We start from the raw sequence: 16,633 nt of genomic DNA on the forward strand, positions 1-16,633 counted from the left end.
AGAAATTTACTAATTATTTTTAATGTGATAAAATTAAACGATAATATTATTAAAGGAGAAAATTTTGGAAATAGATAAAATATTAAGAGTTTCTCAGCTGTATGATTTTTATTCAGAATTATTAAATGACAAACAAAAAGAATATATAAAAAATTATTATTTTGATGATTTGTCATTAACCGAAATATCAGAAAATTTTAATGTGTCAAAACAAGCTGTTTCAAATAATATAAAAAGAATAATATTAGATTTAGAGAATTTTGAAGAAAAATTATCTTTAATAAAACTTAGTAATGAAAGATTATTTTTTTATAAGGAAATAAAAAAAATTAATGGTAACGAGGATATTTCATATCTACTAGATCAGTTAATAAAACTAGAAAGTTAGGAGGTTTATTATGGCATTTGAAAATTTGTCAGAAAGATTACAAGCTACCATATCAAAAATAAGAGGTAAGGGAAAAGTAAGCGAATCTGATGTTAAAGAAATGATGCGAGAAATAAGGTTAGCACTGTTGGAAGCAGATGTTAATTTTAAGGTTGTAAAAGAATTTGTAAAAAAAATTAGCGAACGTGCTGTTGGAGTAGAAGTAATGAAGTCGCTTACTCCTGCCCAGCAAATTGTAAAAATTGTAAATGAAGAGTTAGTAGAGTTACTTGGGGGACAAACAGAAGAAGTATTAAAAAATAAAAAAATAAATACTGTAATGATGGTAGGTCTTCAGGGTGCTGGTAAAACTACTACTGCTGGCAAGTTAGCCTTAAAAGCGAAAAAAAATAACAAAAAAAGACCCTTATTAATTGCAGCAGATATTTATAGACCAGCGGCCGTAAAACAATTACAGACATTAGGTAAACAAGTTGATATTCCTGTATTTTATGTTGATAAGTCTCCTTTGGAAATAGTTAAAGAAGGACTGAAATATGCAGCAGATAATAATTTGAACTATATTATTATAGATACAGCGGGGAGATTGCATATTGATGAACTTTTAATGAATGAATTAAGGGAAATAAAAGAAGATGTTAATCCTGATGAAATATTATTAGTAGTCGATTCTATGATAGGTCAAGAATCTGTTAATATTGCTAAATCTTTTAATGAAGAACTTGAAATAAGTGGTATAGTTTTAACAAAACTTGATGGTGATACTCGTGGAGGTGCTGCTTTATCAATAAAATCAATTATTAATAAACCTATAAAATTAGTTGGTATGGGTGAAAAGATGAATGATTTAGAAGATTTTCATCCAGAAAGAATGGCATCAAGAATTTTGGGTATGGGTGATGTCTTAACTTTGATAGAAAAGGCCCAGAGCAGTATTGATGAAAATGAAGCTAAAAAAATGCAAGAAAAAATGTTAAATCAAACATTCACATTTGAAGATTTTTTAGCTCAATTAAATCAAATAAAAAAATTAGGTTCTATAAAAGATATACTGGGAATGCTTCCTGGTATGGGTAAATTAAAAGGCTTGGATATGTCTAAAATTGATGAAAAACAATTTATATATATAGAAGCAATAATTCAATCAATGACTGTAGAAGAAAGACAAAATCCAGATATAATAAATGTTCCTAGGAGAAATCGTATAGCCAAAGGTAGTGGTAGACCTATTTCTGAAGTTCATAAATTAATAAAACAATTTGATGAAATGAGAAAAATGATGAAGCAATTTGGCGGTCTTATGAATAATAAAAATAAAAGAAAGGGATTAGGTAAGTTCTTTGGCGGTAGTTTACCATTTTAATAATATATGAATAATATCGTTCTTTTTCAACCTGAGATACCTGCTAATACTGGTAATGTAGCAAGAACATGTGTAGGAGCTGGTGCTAGATTACACCTGATAATGCCCCTAGGTTTTTCTATAGATGATAAACATTTAAAAAGAGCAGGATTGGACTATTGGGAGCATCTTGATTTAGTTATATGGGATAGCTTAGAAGATTTTTTGAAGAATACAAGTGATAAAAACTATTTTTTAATAACAAAATTTGGAAGTGAAACTTATTCAAATTTTGATTTTTCTAATGAAAATAATGAAGAATTATATTTTATATTTGGTAGGGAAACTAAAGGTTTACCCGCTTCTTTTAGAGAAGAGTACTATAATAAAACTTTAAGAATACCTATTACTGATAAAGTAAGGTCGTTAAATTTATCTAATACCGTAGCAATGGTATTATATGAGGCGTTAAGGCAACAAAATTTTAAAAACATATTATAATACTATATAGGAGAGTTTATAGATGAAAACAGATTTTCAAATTTCAATAGAAAGTAAGAAAGAAAAAATTTGCAAGGTAGCAGAAAAGTTAGGAGTTTCTCTTGATGAGTTAATTCTTTATGGGGATTACAAGGCAAAAATTAAAATAGATAAATTGTCTACAAATCCAAAGTCTAATCTTATTTTAGTTACTGCAATAAATCCTACAGCTAGTGGCGAGGGTAAATCAACAGTTACAATAGGTTTATCTGATGGATTAAATAGAATTGGTAAAAAATCTTGTGTTGCACTAAGAGAACCTTCTTTGGGACCAGTTTTGGGTATGAAGGGTGGAGCTGCTGGTGGAGGTTATGCTCAGGTAGTTCCTATGGAAGATATTAATTTACATTTTACGGGAGATATGCACGCAGTTACGACAGCTAATAATACTATTTCTGCTGTAATTGATAATCATATTTTTCAGGGCAATGAATTAGGTATTGATAGGGTTGTATTTAATCGTGCTTTAGACATGAATGATAGAGCCTTACGTCATATTGAAGTTGCTACTGCTAATAATGGACAACAAAGAAGCGACCATTTTGATATTACTGTTGCTAGTGAAATTATGGCAATTCTTTGTTTATCTGAAAATTTAAAAGATTTAAAAGAAAAACTTTCAAATGTAATTGTGGCTTATAATAAAAAAAACCAACCTATATATGTTGGAGATTTAGAAATTCAAGGAGTATTAGCAGCAATTTTAAAAGATGCTATTAAACCTAATATTGTACAAACATTAGAAAATAATCCTGCTATTATTCATGGAGGTCCTTTTGCAAATATTGCTCATGGATGCAATTCTATTATTGCAACAAAAACAGCTATGAAATATGCCGATTATGTAGTAACAGAAGCAGGATTTGGAGCTGATTTAGGGGCTGAAAAATTCTTAAATATTAAATGTAGAAAAGCTGGTATTGTTCCAAAAGCTGTGGTAATTGTAGCAACTATTAGAGCCTTAAAACTTCATGGAGGAATAAGTGCAAATGAATTAACTCTTGAAAATTTAGAAGCAATAAAAAAGGGACTTCCAAACTTGGAAAAACACATAGAAAATATAAATAAATTTAATTTACCTGTAGTTGTAGCTTTAAATGTTTTCTCAACTGACACACAAGCCGAATTAGAAGTTGTTAAAGCTTGGGCAGAAGAAAATAATGTTGTAATATCAGAAACAAAAGTATTTGCTAAAGGAAGCTTGGGAGCAGAAGATTTGGCTAATAAAGTAGTTGAGTCAGTAGAAAATAATAATAAAAAATTTGAATTATTATATTCTGATGAAAAAACTATTTTAGAAAAAATAGAAATAATATGTAAAGAAATTTATGGAGCAAGCGGAATAGATGTAAATGCAGAATCCTTAAAAGAAATTAATAATATTAATAAATTAGGCTTTTCTTATTTGCCTATCTGTATGGCAAAAACACCTTTATCACTTTCTGATGACCCAAGTATAAAAGGGCGACCATCAGATTTTATAGTTAAAATAACAGATGTAAAATTAAAATCAGGAGCAGGATTTATAGTAGTCTATACAAATAAAATACTAACAATGCCTGGTTTACCTAAGATTCCAAATGCCATAAAAATAGATATTGATGAGCAAGAAAACATTATAAATATATTTTAATAAGAATTTGATAGTAGTAAAAACTTTTGTTTTTACTACTATTGGATTTTTATTTTAAAGTATAATATAATTTACAATAAGTTATTATAAAAAAGGAGTATGTATGTCTTTTGTAGAAATTATAGATGATTCTAATATACTTGAGTTTGAAACTAAAAATATGTTAGTAGAATTACTAGGTATTGCTGCAGATTATGAAAATATAAATAAATCAAAAACGGAATTTTCATTATCTATCGTGGATATAGAACAAATACACAAAATAAATAAGGAATATAGGGGAATTGATAGACCAACAGATGTAATTTCTTTTGCCTTAAATGATGATGTAGAAAATGAATTGAAAATTATTGGTGGCGAACAGGATAATTACATAGGTGATATTATAATTTGTTTTGAAATAGCAAAAGAACAAGCAAAAGAATATGAACATTCTTTAGAAAGAGAGTTAGGATTTTTAGCTGTTCATGGTTTTTTACACTTATTGGGTTATGACCATGCAACAAAAGAAGATGAAATAGAAATGTTTACTAAGCAAAAAGAAATTTTAGAGAAATACGGACTTACTAGATAGAAAGTTATGATTATGAATGAAAATTTAATAAAAACAGGTTTTATTACAATAATAGGTCGTCCCAACGCTGGGAAGTCTACACTACTTAACAATATCCTAAATCAAAAAATAGCAATAATGTCAGACAAACCACAAACTACGAGAAATATTATTAATGGTGTATATACTGATGATGATGCTCAAATTGTTTTTATAGATACTCCAGGTATTCATAAACCAAAACATAAACTTGGGGACTATATGATGAAATTAGCTAATAGTGCTATAAAAGAATCAGAAATAGTGTATCTTATAGTTAATGTTTTAGATGAATATGGCAGAGGCGACGAAAGAATAATTAATATTATAAAAGAACTTAATGTTCCTACTTTTTTAATATTAAATAAAATAGACTTAATTGATAGAGAAAATATTTTTAAAATAATAAATTTCTATAAAGATTTACATGATTTTGTTGAAATTATACCCATATCAGCTTTAAAATCAATTAACATTGATAATTTGTTAGATGTAACTAAAAAATATTTAACTTATAGCATTAAGATGTATCCTGACGATGTTATTACTGATAGTCCAGAATATTTTATAATTTCAGAATTTATTAGAGAAAAAGTTCTGCAACTTACAAGTCAAGAAATACCTCATTCAATAGCCGTTGTTATTGATAAAATATCATCAGAAAAAGATTTAAAAAAACAAATTATTGCTTCTATAATAGTAGAAAGAAAATCTCAAAAAGGTATGATTATAGGTAAGCAAGGACAAATGATAAAAAAAATTGGTCAGCTAGCAAGACGAGATATTGAAGACTTATTAGGAGAAAAAATATTTTTAGAACTTTGGGTAAAGGTTATAGATAATTGGAGAAGAAAACCAAATCTTATTAAAGACCTAGGATATAGAGATGATGTCTTTGGCTAAAAATGCTATCTTAAAAGGTATTGTAATAAAAAAAATTCCTTATAAAGATTACCATGAAATAGTACATATATTTACAGAAAACGGGCTTGTAGAAAGTTTTTTTTATGAAAATGTAAATAAGAATAAGAAAAAAAATAAATTGTTTATTCCAACTTTGGTAACAACTTCATTTTTTCGTACAAGTGGAATGAATAAAATAATAAATTTAGACGTCGACAATTATTTTTCTAATATTATTTATGATATTAAAAAGTCAAGTTATATAAAAAATATAATAGAAATAATAGGATATAATCAATTATTAAATCCTTATTTTTATAAATTACTTAATAATTTACTTGATTTAATAAATGAAGATAAGATTGATGAAAAATTATCAAATATTTATTTTATAATTTTATTTTTAAAATATGAGGGATTTGTATTTAAATATTTAAAAACTAATAAAAATTATGCGGGATATTCTTTTTCAAAAAATATGTTTATAGATGTAGAAGAATGTAATAATAGTTTTTTTAAATTGGATAATAAATTAATACAATTAATATATATTCTATCTAATAATTCTGTAAATATTTTGGAAAAAATACATTTAGATGATAGCGAAATTAATATAGTATTTAGATTTATAAATATAATTCTTAAAGAGTATTCAGGTATAGAAACAAAATCGTATAATAAAATTTTAGAATTAGAGAGTATTCTTAATTCTTTTGAAGGGGATAAAAATAATGAATAGACCTATTGGTGTTTTTGATAGTGGAGTGGGGGGAATTACAGTTGTTAAGGAAATAATAAGACAACTACCTAATGAAACTATATATTTTTTTGGTGATGTGAAAAATTGTCCCTACGGTGATAAAAGTCAGCAAGAAATTTTAAAATATACAGAAAAAGCTGTTAAATTTTTAATATCAAAAGATGTTAAGATGATAGTTTTAGCTTGTAATACTGCAACTGCTGCATCTTTAGATTATTTAGAGGGAAAGTATAATATTCCAATTATTGGAGTTATTAAACCAGGAGCAAGAACAGCAATTCAAGCTACAAATAATAAAAAAGTTTTAGTTTTAGGAACAAATTTTACAGCTAAGTCAAAAGCATATACAAAAGAAATTCATAATATAAATAAAAATATCATAGTTCATAATAAGGCTTGTATAACTTTTGTTTCTTTTGTTGAAAAAGAGAATTATAATGACAAAGAAAAGGTTTTTAAGTTATTAAATAATGAATTACTTGAAACTAAAAACTTAGATATAGATACAATAATACTGGGTTGTACTCACTATCCAATTTTACAAAAAGATATTGAAAGTTACTATAAGAATAAAATTAAAGTTATATCTTCTGGAATAGAAACTGCTCGTGAAGTAAGTATGATTCTTACTTTTTTAAAAATTCACAATAAGAAAGAAAAAGAAGACCATAAATTTTTTATTTCTAAGGATAGTAATGAGTTTAAAAAAACAGCAAATAAATGGTTAAATGAAAATATTTGTATAGAAGTGGTTGAATTATAAATAAGGAGAAATTTATGAAAAAAGAATTAGTTTTAGCAACTAATAACAAGCATAAATTAATGGAGATAAGAAATATCTTAAAAGATTACACAATTTTGACATTAGATGATATAGGCTTTAAAGATGAAATTATAGAAGATATGCCAACATTTGAAGAAAATTCTTTAAAAAAAGCCAAAATAGTTTCTAAATTTTCTGGCAAAGATACTATAGCAGATGATAGTGGTCTTTGTGTTGAATTACTTAATAATGAACCTGGTGTCTATTCTGCAAGATATTCTAAGGAGCAAACAGATGAAAGCAATATTAAACAAGTTTTAAAAAATTTGAATGGTAAAGAATCGCCAGCTAAATATGTATGTGTTATAAGTATTGTTCATTCAGATGGTAAAAGGGCAAGTTTTAGAGGTGAATGTAAGGGGAAAATATTAACAAAGAAAATAGGAACTCAAGGCTTTGGTTATGACCCTATATTTTTTGTTGATAGTTTAAATAAAACATTTGCAGAAATTTCAGCAGAAGAAAAAAATAGTATAAGCCACAGAAGAGAAGCTATTGATAAATTAGTGGATTATTTAGGGAGTTTATAAATTTGAGAACTAAAGTAAATAGAGAAACTTGTATATCTTGTGGCAATTGCTATTCTATTTGCCCTGAAATTTATGAATGTGATGAAGACGGTATTGCATTTTGCAAATTGGATAACAACAAGATGATAAAGACAGTAGATGATAAATTCAAATCTTTGTTATTAGAATGTTATGATTCATGTCCCACAGAATCTATAATTATAGAAAATATTGAAAGCAGGTGATATTTTGTCAAAAAATAGGTTGAAAAAAAATAAAAAAATAAAATCAAAAAAAAAATCAACTTCAGTTTATAAGTTATTTTTAAATTTCAAAGAAAATAATACCAGTTTTTATAATTTTTTTATTTACATAGTTCTTATTGCTATAACTACAATAACAACTTTAAGAATGGGTTGGCTAGGTCAAACTTTTGATAATTTTATTAAATATTTATTAGGTAGTTCAAGCTATATTTTATATTTAATAGTTTTCTCTAGCGTAATATTTTCTATATTTAAAAAAAGTTTACATAATAAAATATATGTAGTAGTTATTATTTTTTTATTTTCTTTAATATTAGAATTATTTTTTTACAAATCTAGTAATTATAACTTATTTTCGTATTTTTATGTTTCTGAAAACTATAATTCTTTTTTAGGAGGGGGAAAAATTTTTTATTTTCAAAGTAAGCTAGTAGTTTACTTATTATCTTATTATGGAGCTTTGATATTAGCTATATCTCTATTTATATTTACCATAATAATGTATATAAATAAATTATTCCCAGATAAAATTTCTAGTTTGATAACTAGTATATCATCTAAAAAGAATTTATATTTAGAAAACGAAGAAGTTGAATTTACCAAAGAATTAGATGAAGCTGATAAAATAAATACTTATTATGATGAAATTAAAGATATTGATTTAGAAATATCAATAAATGATTTTAAAAATGAGGACTTAATAAAAGAGGATAATTTAAAAGATAATAATTATAATACTTCTAAAAAAGAAGAAAAATTAAATTATGAAGCAGTAAATGATTATGAACATTATACTTTACCACCGCTTTCATTGTTAAAAGACCCAGTAGAGAATAAAAAAATTTCAAAAGAAGATATAGTTAATAAATCTAAGATTTTAAAAAATACATTTAAAAATTTTGGAGTAGAGGTAAAAATTGTAAAAGCTATAGTAGGACCATCAATAACTCAATTTCAAATTATGCCGACTCCTGGTACCAAGGTTAGTAAAATAATTAATTTGAGTAATGATATTTCCTTAAATTTAGCAGCTAAAGATGTTAGAATTGAAGCACCGATACCTGGCAAATCTCTAATAGGAATTGAAATACCCAATAGTGTTAATCAGTTGGTAACCATGAAAGAAGTTTTTGTTAATGGAAATGACGCTTCCCCCTTATCGGTTACTTTAGGAAAAGATGTTTCTGGAGAATCTATTTTTGCAAGATTGGATAAGATGCCCCATCTTTTAGTTGCAGGGTCTACTGGTAGTGGTAAGTCTGTTTGTATAAATACCATTATAACAAGTATTTTATTAAAAAATAAACCAGATAAGGTTAAATTGATAATGATTGATCCAAAAATGGTAGAATTATCTATTTATGATGGGATACCACATCTGTTAACGCCAGTAGTAACTAATCCTTTAAAAGCTGCTGATGTTTTATATAAGGTAGTTTTAGAAATGGAAAGAAGATACAAAGAATTTTCTATTGCCAGAGTTAAAAATATTGAGGGTTATAACAAAATAGCACAAGAAGATGAAGAATATAAAGAATTACCATACATAGTTATTATTATTGATGAATTAGCAGATTTAATGCTAGTTGCTTCAAAAGAAGTAGAAGAGTCAATTGCTAGAATAACTCAAATGGCAAGGGCTGCTGGTATACATTTAATAATAGCTACCCAAAGACCATCGGTTGACGTTATAACTGGAGTAATAAAATCAAATATACCATCTCGTATTTCTTTTGCTGTAAGTTCTAGTATAGATTCAAGAACTATCTTAGATAAGGCAGGGGCAGAAACTTTACTAGGAAGGGGGGATATGCTATTTCAATCAGCAGAATCTAGCAAGCCTGTGAGATTGCAAGGAGCATTTTTATCTGATTTAGAAGTAGAAAATATTGTAGACTTTATAAAAAATCAGTCTAAAACTGATTACGACCCTAGCATGAAACCATCAGAAAATTCATCAAGAGAAGCTGGAAAATCTGATGAAGTAGACCCTCTATATAAAGAAGTATTACTTTTCATAGCAAAAACTCAAAAGGCTTCAGCTTCATTATTGCAAAGAAGATTCAAAATTGGATATAATAGGGCGGCAAGAATCATAGAGACCCTAGAAGAAGACGGCTATATAGGAGCTGCTGATGGAAGCAAGCCAAGAAAAGTATTTTTAGAACCAGAATTTGCAGAAAATAATCAATAGTTAAGTTGTTGAATAAAAATATTTATGGTATAATCAATTAAAGTATGAATCAAATAAAATTTCAAAGATAAATTATTAAAAATTAGTGTAAGGATAAAGTTGTATATTATGGGAACAAATTTACCAAATAAAATAACATTTTTTAGAACAATTTTAATACCAGTATTTATCTTCTTCTTACTCTTCAATATAAATGGTAATATTACAATATTAGGAGGAAGAAGTATAAGTTATAATATATTTATAGCAGCAATAATATTTATCTTCGCTTCAATTACAGATTTTTTAGATGGATATCTGGCTAGAAAATATAACTTAGTTACTAATATTGGTAAATTTTTAGACCCGTTAGCTGATAAATTATTGGTAGGAAGTGCCTTTATTGTAATGGTAGAACTAGCTATGATACCTAGTTGGATGGTTGTTTGTGTTATTGCTAGAGAATTTGCTGTTACTGGTTTAAGAATGTTAGCAGTTGAACAAGGGGAGGTAATAGCAGCTGGTTTGTTAGGTAAATTAAAAACTATAACTCAACTTGTAGCAATAATACTTATTTTACTGGGGAATCCTATTTTTAATAACTTAGGAATAGCTTTAGATAATATAATTTTATGGATATCTGTAATTTTAACTATATTATCTGGAATAGAATATTTTAAAAATTCTATACATGTTTTTAAATAATGAAAATATAATATTTAGTGTGAATAAAAAAATCTGCACTAAATATTTTTTATTTTACTATATAAGATAATTTTTAAAAATAATTTTAGAAATAAAAAATAATAAATTATACTTATATTTTTTGGTAAAGTAAGTATAATTTATTATTTTTATTTTATTAATTGTATTTTAAATGAAGAAATCTTTATATAAATTATTCATCTAATTTTTCAATGGATTTTTTAATTATTTTCTTTGATTCGTTTATATATAGAATGGAAGTTTCGCTACTTGAATGACCCATTTGTGTCATTATTATTGGTATATTTCCATTTGTTTTTTGGGCAAGTTTAGTACCGTAGCTATGCCTTAATTTATGAGGGGACATAGGTATATTATAACTTTCAGTATATTTCATAACTAATTTTTGTATGCTTCTAATAGAGATACCTTTTTTATTTTTAGTTACAAACAAATTATCTTCCCTACCTAATTCTAAAGGTAGAGTAGTTAAGTAATTTTTAATTTTTTTAATAGCAGAATCTGTAATTATTACAGTGTCGTATTTTCCACCTTTTCTAATTACATTAATTTCAGAATTTTTAAAGTCAATATCTTTAATTTTTAAATTAGCTAGTTCGTTAACCCTAATACCGCTTCTTAAAAATAAAGTTAAAATAGCTATATCTCGATTTTTATCTCTTAAAAAGAATGTTTTGGCATGTTTAGATAAAGTTTTTTCATATTCAAATTCTATATAATTTAAAAATTCATCATCTTGAGAATCTAAAAATATTTTTTCTGATATTTTTTTTGACCTAGATGATAATGTTTCTTTTACTCTGTTAATAGGAATTTTTAACATTACATTTCTTTCAAAGTAGGATTTTCCTAATTCATTTTCACTGGTAATTGTTAAAAATTTATATAATGAACGCATGGCGGCTTTATAATTATTTATTGTAGTTTGAGAACGATATTTTCCATTTATTTCTTCACGAGCTAATTTTTTGAAATATGATTCCATTTCTTTTTTTGATAAATTTTCTAAGGTAGATATTTTTACCGATTTAATATTATCAGCTTCAGAAATACATTCAGTTATTAACCAATTTAAAAATGAATGATAAGTTTCTAAATAGCGATGTAGAGTTAGAGGTGATAAAATGTCATAGAAAGTATCAAAAAAATCTTCTATATATTCTGGAAAATTTTTTATATTATTATTTATTTTTTTTTTATAATAATCTTTTTGGTTCATTGTTTTCTCCACCTTTATCTTTTTCATTTATACATATAATATGTATTATGCGAATAATTATATCATACTATAAATTTATATAATATTCAAAATAAAAAGCCGAGATTATTTATCTTGACTTAATTTAGCATTTCTTATAGCTTCAAATGAAAGCAAAGTAAAAAACTATCTAAGAAATCTTAGATAGTTTAAAGTTAGTCTTGTGTTTAATTATACACGTTGCACTTTTCCAGATTTTAAAGCACGGGCAGAAACCCAAACTTTTTTAGGTTCTCCGTCAACTAAAATAGTTACTTTTTGTAAGTTAGCTTTAAATCTTCTTTTTGTAGCGTTCATTGCATGTGAACGAGTATTTCCTGAACGTGCTTTACGCCCAGTAACGTAACAAACTTTTGCCATGAATTAATCCTCCTTTTTGGAAATAGTTTATTCATAACATTTACTACATACACAGTTATCAGTATAGCACATATTATTAAATATAACAATAATTTTTCTTAATTTTAATAAAAAAACTTCTGGTATTGTCAAAATTATTATTTCAAGATGAAATTAATCACCTAAAAATAATAAAAAGAAGGATTAATCAATCCTTGTTTATGCTCGAGATACATAATATCCTTCAGATGTATTTATTACTAAAACATCTCCCTCTTTTACAAATAGAGGGACTTGTAAAGTATATCCTGTTTCGACAGTAGCAGATTTAGTAGCACCAGTAGCTGTATCTCCTTTAACTCCTGGTTCTGTTTGTGTAACTTCTAATTCTACCGTAGTTGGTAAATCAACTCCAAGAATTTCGCTACCATACATAAGAATAGAAACTTCCATATTTTCTTTTAAGAAATTTAGTTCATATTTAATATTGGATTCTGGAATTTCAATTTGTTCGTATGTTTCATTGTTCATGAAAATATAATTATCACCTGTAGCATAAAGATATGACATTTTTTCGTTAGTAATTAAAGCTTTTGCAACTTTTTCACCAGCTCTAAATGTTTTATCATTAACAGCCCCAGTTCTTAGATTTCTTAATTTAGATCGTACAAAGGCAGCACCTTTACCTGGTTTAACATGTTGAAATTCTAATACTTTCCAAATATTACCGTCTACTTCAATAGTAATACCTGTTTTAAAATCATTAACTGAAATCATTTTATTGCTCCTTTAAGTTTATTACTTAATAATTATAATTAAATTTATTGTAAAAATCAACACTTATATAATTGTTTTTACTACTTCTACATAATATATTTTATTGCCCTTAGTTATAAATTTATCTTCGTACTCTGTATGTACATTATCACTTTCATATTTACTATTCGTTAAATCGAGTGAAATTTTATCAATAGTGAACCCAAAATTTGAATAACTAAATAAACTATATTCAAATAAATTCATATTATCAGTTTTTTGAGCAATTCTTTTTTCCTTATTTAAAATTTCTGAATATTGAGTAAGAAAAGTTTTAAAGGTTAGCCTTCTCTTTTCGTGTCTTTTTTTAGACCAAGGGTCAGAAAAATTAAGATATAGTTTGTCAATTTCTTCTTTTCCGAAATATTCTGTTAAATTATTAGCATCTGCTAGTAGTAATCTTAGATTAGAAATTTCCTCTTCTTCTATTTTATCCAAAAGAAAACTTAATACAGTTGGTTGTGTTTCTAAAGCAATAAAGTTAATTTCAGGAAATTTTTTTGCTAGATTAAATATGAATTTCCCCTTACCTGTCCCTACTTCTAAGTGAATAGGACTATTATTTTTAAAAATATCTTTCCACTTATTTTTATTATTTTTTGGTTCAATAAAAACAAAAGGATTATTTTCTAATCTAGGTAGTGCATTTGATTTGTTTCTAACTCTCATAATTATTAATTATCCTTTCATTAATTTATTTCTATAATTTTAGAAAACAACTCACTATTAGCTGTTGCTTTTTCTTTTGTAGTAAGAACACATATATAATTTTTATTATTACTGTCAAATATTTTTGCTAATTTTATTAAATCTTCTAAGGTAGTAGATTTTATTTCTTCTACGATTTTATCAAATTCTTTGTAATCATAATTATTAATATAATGATTTAGAGAAAAAGTAGATTTTTCAATAGGTGACATTAATTGATTAAAATTATTCAGGGTTCCTATTATATATTTATTTAATTCTTTATCGTTTAAATTCAGATTTTTTATATAGTCGGCAGTATTTTTATACACATTTAAAGTATTTTCAAAATTTGGGTCTCTATATGACCAAAAAGACAGTTCTTTAAATTTATTTATATTAATGCCAGACCCATAAGCTCCACCTTTAACTCTAACATTATTCCATAAATAATCAAAATTAAGTATATGTCTTAAAACTAAAAGACTACCTGAATAATTTTCAAATTCATCAAAGCCCATACCAACATACTGAACTAGAGTATTAAAGTAAAATGCTTCTGAATAATTTTTTTCTTTTTTTTCAAAATTAATTTTAGACGTGTTAGCTAAAATTGCATCTTCTTTTAAAAAGTTTACATAATTTGAAATATGTTCATTAAAAATGATATTATCTTCTTTAGAGCAAGTTGTACTTACAATTAAATTATTTTTATTAAATATTTTTTCTGCTATATTTGTCAAATTATTATATGTATTATCGAAATCTTCATTAATATTTTTAAGTACGTTACTAACAAAAATGTAAAAATCATAACCATTTATTTGTTCAAATAACATATTTTTTAAACTCATATAGCTAGCTATTCTTCTATTTACAAAAGTATTACCATATTCTTTTAGTTGAGTTTCTAAGTTTAGTTTAAATTCTAATAAAACATTTGAAATATTTTGTTTATTTGAAAAATCATAATTAAGTGTATTTTCTAATAAAATATTTGCTAATTTGTTTGAATTGGCTACTAAGTTTTTAGCAGAAACTACAAATTTTATTTTTGTATCAGCTGATTTTTCATCTTGCATAATACTAATACTAGAATTAATATCCCCTAAATAAGTATCTATTTCTGTATTTACTTCTAATTCTGTTTTATTTTTAGTATTTATGTTAAATAGTAAATGGGTTAGCAATGCTGCATAATTTAATTCTTCTTTACTAAGATTAGTAATATCAAAAATAAACTTAGAATAAACTATATTTGAAGTATTAATATCGTAATGTGCATATTTAATAGCATTAACTTCATTAAAAAGTGTAGGCTTAAATGGATTTTTTATAGTTACAGATTTAGCATTAACACTCTTTATTTTATCGAGAGCTTCTTTGTCGTCTTCTGTATTTTGCCACTTAATTAAAGATTTTGTATCAAAAATAATTTTACTAATAGCTTCTTCTGATAGAGAATTTTTATAAGCTTTTAATGATTGTTCTTCTTCTTTATTATTAGTTGCTAATATTTTTATAATAGATTTTTTATTGTTTTCTAATAAAAATTTATTGGCTATGTATTCATATTGTTCATCTTGTAAATTTTTTTCTAAGAATTTTATTGTTTTATCATAATCAAATAGTTCCAAAGGGTTATTACCATACAACCAATTTCTCAAGGCTCTTATAGCGTAGCTTACCCCTTTTGGAGAACTGGTTTTATTGACTTCTTCTTTTATTGTAAAGATATTTTTATTTATGATAGATTGAATTTGTTCTTTATTAAATTTATTTTTTAATTCTTTTTGCAAAGCGTCTTTGTATAAAAATTCTATCTTATCTACATATTCATTTTTTACATTTTTAAAAATAATAGAATATGCTACTTCTGCCTTATCTCTTTGCATATATCCATATAAATCTTCACATATTCCTTTATCAATAAAATATTTTCTAAAATTTGTATTATTGTTTCCTAGTAATATTTCATCTATTACATTTATACTATTTATTAAATTATTTTCTAAATTAGACCCTATTAAAAAGTTTATAGTAACATAATTTTTATCTTTTGGATATTCAGTATAGTAAGTTTTTTCTACTGGTTTTTCAATAAAGTTTTTTTGTTCATTAATCAAATAATTACTATAATCTCTAAATTCGTAATTAGCTAAGTATAAGTCTATTTTTTCTAAATAATCTTCAATGTCTAAATTTCCATATAAGAAAATGTATGAATTACTTGGGTGATAGCAATATTTATATGTATTTATAAATTCTTCTTGTGTTAGTTCAACAATTTTTTCTGGTTTACCTCCATAAGAATATCTATAAGGAGTATCACTATATAATTGTTCTGTAATGTGCATATCAATTATTTCATCAACAGAAGAATATGCACCTTTCATTTCATTATAAACTACACCTTTAAATTCAAGTTCATCATCTTTATTTTCTAAGTGATAATGCCAACCCTCTTGTTTTAAAATTTTGTCATTTTCTAATAATTGAGGGTTAAATACAGCATCTAGATAAATATCCATGAGTATTTTCAAATCTTCATCATTTTTTGAAGATACAGGGTACATTGTTTTATCAGCAAAGGTCATTGCATTTATAAATGTATTAAAAGAACCCTTTATAAGTTCTACAAAAGGTTCTTTAACGGGATATTTTTTTGAACCACAAAGTACAGAATGTTCTAAAATATGAAATATACCATTATCACTATTTGGTATAGTTTTAAATGTAATGCTAAAAGATTTATTTTCATCATTATTATTGAAAAATATTAATCTTGCTTTTGTTTTTTTATGTTCATAGACAAACGCAGTAGTGTCTATATCTTTTAAATATTTTTTTTTAATTAAATTGAATTTCATAATATTTT

General features: G+C 25.3%; 17 protein-coding genes. 12 read left to right on the forward strand and 5 right to left on the reverse strand.

Annotated features, from left to right (window positions below):
- Positions 1 to 64: 64 nt before the first annotated feature.
- The 12 genes from ylxM (at position 65) to pgsA (ending at position 10,634) form a co-directional block, all read left to right on the forward strand.
- On the forward strand, positions 65 to 388 hold the full coding sequence (gene ylxM, locus KMP11_RS03600; RefSeq protein ID WP_215756212.1) for a YlxM family DNA-binding protein: 324 nt from the start codon (positions 65 to 67) through the stop codon (positions 386 to 388).
- Positions 389 to 398: 10 nt separating this feature from the next.
- Positions 399 to 1,751: a signal recognition particle protein gene (gene ffh / locus KMP11_RS03605; RefSeq protein ID WP_216280135.1), complete on the forward strand. Its 1,353-nt coding sequence runs from the start codon at positions 399 to 401 to the stop codon at positions 1,749 to 1,751.
- A gap of 6 nt (positions 1,752 to 1,757) precedes the next feature.
- Positions 1,758 to 2,231 (forward strand): tRNA (uridine(34)/cytosine(34)/5-carboxymethylaminomethyluridine(34)-2'-O)-methyltransferase TrmL, encoded by a 474-nt coding sequence (gene trmL, locus KMP11_RS03610; protein ID WP_215756210.1) that lies wholly within the window; start codon positions 1,758 to 1,760, stop codon positions 2,229 to 2,231.
- A gap of 22 nt (positions 2,232 to 2,253) precedes the next feature.
- Positions 2,254 to 3,903, forward strand: coding sequence for a formate--tetrahydrofolate ligase (locus KMP11_RS03615; protein WP_216280136.1), 1,650 nt, complete (start codon positions 2,254 to 2,256; stop codon positions 3,901 to 3,903).
- Between the two features lie 103 nt (positions 3,904 to 4,006).
- Positions 4,007 to 4,477: an rRNA maturation RNase YbeY gene (gene ybeY / locus KMP11_RS03620; RefSeq protein ID WP_216280137.1), complete on the forward strand. Its 471-nt coding sequence runs from the start codon at positions 4,007 to 4,009 to the stop codon at positions 4,475 to 4,477.
- A gap of 12 nt (positions 4,478 to 4,489) precedes the next feature.
- Positions 4,490 to 5,398, forward strand: a complete 909-nt coding sequence (gene era, locus KMP11_RS03625) for a GTPase Era (RefSeq protein ID WP_216280138.1) — start codon at positions 4,490 to 4,492, stop codon at positions 5,396 to 5,398.
- The gene (gene recO / locus KMP11_RS03630; RefSeq protein WP_215756206.1) at positions 5,382 to 6,137 is read left to right on the forward strand and encodes a DNA repair protein RecO; all 756 of its coding nucleotides are present in this window, start codon (positions 5,382 to 5,384) and stop codon (positions 6,135 to 6,137) included. Before era ends, recO begins: the two co-directional genes overlap by 17 nt.
- Complete coding sequence (racE, locus tag KMP11_RS03635) at positions 6,130 to 6,921, forward strand: glutamate racemase (protein WP_215756205.1); 792 nt, start codon at positions 6,130 to 6,132, stop codon at positions 6,919 to 6,921. Before recO ends, racE begins: the two co-directional genes overlap by 8 nt.
- Positions 6,922 to 6,935: 14 nt before the next feature.
- Positions 6,936 to 7,511: an RdgB/HAM1 family non-canonical purine NTP pyrophosphatase gene (rdgB, locus tag KMP11_RS03640; RefSeq protein WP_215756204.1), complete on the forward strand. Its 576-nt coding sequence runs from the start codon at positions 6,936 to 6,938 to the stop codon at positions 7,509 to 7,511.
- Between the two features lie 2 nt (positions 7,512 to 7,513).
- The gene (locus KMP11_RS03645) at positions 7,514 to 7,735 is read left to right on the forward strand and encodes a ferredoxin (protein WP_215756203.1); all 222 of its coding nucleotides are present in this window, start codon (positions 7,514 to 7,516) and stop codon (positions 7,733 to 7,735) included.
- Between the two features lie 4 nt (positions 7,736 to 7,739).
- Positions 7,740 to 9,950, forward strand: coding sequence for a DNA translocase FtsK (locus tag KMP11_RS03650; RefSeq protein ID WP_371741360.1), 2,211 nt, complete (start codon positions 7,740 to 7,742; stop codon positions 9,948 to 9,950).
- A 108-nt stretch (positions 9,951 to 10,058) separates the two neighbouring features.
- Positions 10,059 to 10,634: a CDP-diacylglycerol--glycerol-3-phosphate 3-phosphatidyltransferase gene (gene pgsA, locus KMP11_RS03655; RefSeq protein WP_216280139.1), complete on the forward strand. Its 576-nt coding sequence runs from the start codon at positions 10,059 to 10,061 to the stop codon at positions 10,632 to 10,634.
- Positions 10,635 to 10,827: 193 nt separating this feature from the next.
- Here the strand turns inward: pgsA and xerS are convergent, their stop codons facing one another.
- From xerS to KMP11_RS03680, 5 genes are all read right to left on the reverse strand, one after another.
- Positions 10,828 to 11,874, reverse strand: a complete 1,047-nt coding sequence (xerS, locus tag KMP11_RS03660) for a tyrosine recombinase XerS (protein WP_215756201.1) — start codon at positions 11,872 to 11,874, stop codon at positions 10,828 to 10,830.
- A 210-nt stretch (positions 11,875 to 12,084) separates the two neighbouring features.
- Positions 12,085 to 12,273, reverse strand: a complete 189-nt coding sequence (rpmB, locus tag KMP11_RS03665; protein WP_215756200.1) for a 50S ribosomal protein L28 — start codon at positions 12,271 to 12,273, stop codon at positions 12,085 to 12,087.
- Positions 12,274 to 12,471: 198 nt separating this feature from the next.
- Complete coding sequence (efp, locus tag KMP11_RS03670; RefSeq protein ID WP_215756199.1) at positions 12,472 to 13,029, reverse strand: elongation factor P; 558 nt, start codon at positions 13,027 to 13,029, stop codon at positions 12,472 to 12,474.
- A 63-nt stretch (positions 13,030 to 13,092) separates the two neighbouring features.
- Entirely contained in the window at positions 13,093 to 13,737 is a 645-nt protein-coding gene (trmB, locus tag KMP11_RS03675; protein WP_216280140.1) for a tRNA (guanosine(46)-N7)-methyltransferase TrmB, read from the reverse strand.
- A gap of 20 nt (positions 13,738 to 13,757) precedes the next feature.
- Positions 13,758 to 16,625, reverse strand: coding sequence for an insulinase family protein (locus KMP11_RS03680; protein WP_216280141.1), 2,868 nt, complete (start codon positions 16,623 to 16,625; stop codon positions 13,758 to 13,760).
- Positions 16,626 to 16,633 lie beyond the last annotated feature (8 nt).

The sequence above is a fragment of the Gemella sp. zg-570 genome, assembly GCF_018866345.1.
Taxonomy (GTDB): Bacteria; Bacillota; Bacilli; order Staphylococcales; family Gemellaceae; genus Gemelliphila.

Excerpts from the sequence above, each read along its gene's own strand:
- ffh (WP_216280135.1), top strand. The coding sequence starts at position 399 with ATGGCATTTGAAAATTTGTCAGAAAGATTACAAGCTACCATATCAAAA.
- racE (WP_215756205.1), top strand. The coding sequence starts at position 6,130 with ATGAATAGACCTATTGGTGTTTTTGATAGTGGAGTGGGGGGAATTACA.
- rpmB (WP_215756200.1), bottom strand. The coding sequence starts at position 12,273 with ATGGCAAAAGTTTGTTACGTTACTGGGCGTAAAGCACGTTCAGGAAAT.
- recO (WP_215756206.1), top strand. The coding sequence starts at position 5,382 with ATGATGTCTTTGGCTAAAAATGCTATCTTAAAAGGTATTGTAATAAAA.
- KMP11_RS03680 (WP_216280141.1), bottom strand. The coding sequence starts at position 16,625 with ATGAAATTCAATTTAATTAAAAAAAAATATTTAAAAGATATAGACACT.
- era (WP_216280138.1), top strand. The coding sequence starts at position 4,490 with ATGAATGAAAATTTAATAAAAACAGGTTTTATTACAATAATAGGTCGT.
- xerS (WP_215756201.1), bottom strand. The coding sequence starts at position 11,874 with ATGAACCAAAAAGATTATTATAAAAAAAAAATAAATAATAATATAAAA.
- KMP11_RS03615 (WP_216280136.1), top strand. The coding sequence starts at position 2,254 with ATGAAAACAGATTTTCAAATTTCAATAGAAAGTAAGAAAGAAAAAATT.
- pgsA (WP_216280139.1), top strand. The coding sequence starts at position 10,059 with ATGGGAACAAATTTACCAAATAAAATAACATTTTTTAGAACAATTTTA.
- ybeY (WP_216280137.1), top strand. The coding sequence starts at position 4,007 with ATGTCTTTTGTAGAAATTATAGATGATTCTAATATACTTGAGTTTGAA.
- trmB (WP_216280140.1), bottom strand. The coding sequence starts at position 13,737 with ATGAGAGTTAGAAACAAATCAAATGCACTACCTAGATTAGAAAATAAT.
- trmL (WP_215756210.1), top strand. The coding sequence starts at position 1,758 with ATGAATAATATCGTTCTTTTTCAACCTGAGATACCTGCTAATACTGGT.
- efp (WP_215756199.1), bottom strand. The coding sequence starts at position 13,029 with ATGATTTCAGTTAATGATTTTAAAACAGGTATTACTATTGAAGTAGAC.
- rdgB (WP_215756204.1), top strand. The coding sequence starts at position 6,936 with ATGAAAAAAGAATTAGTTTTAGCAACTAATAACAAGCATAAATTAATG.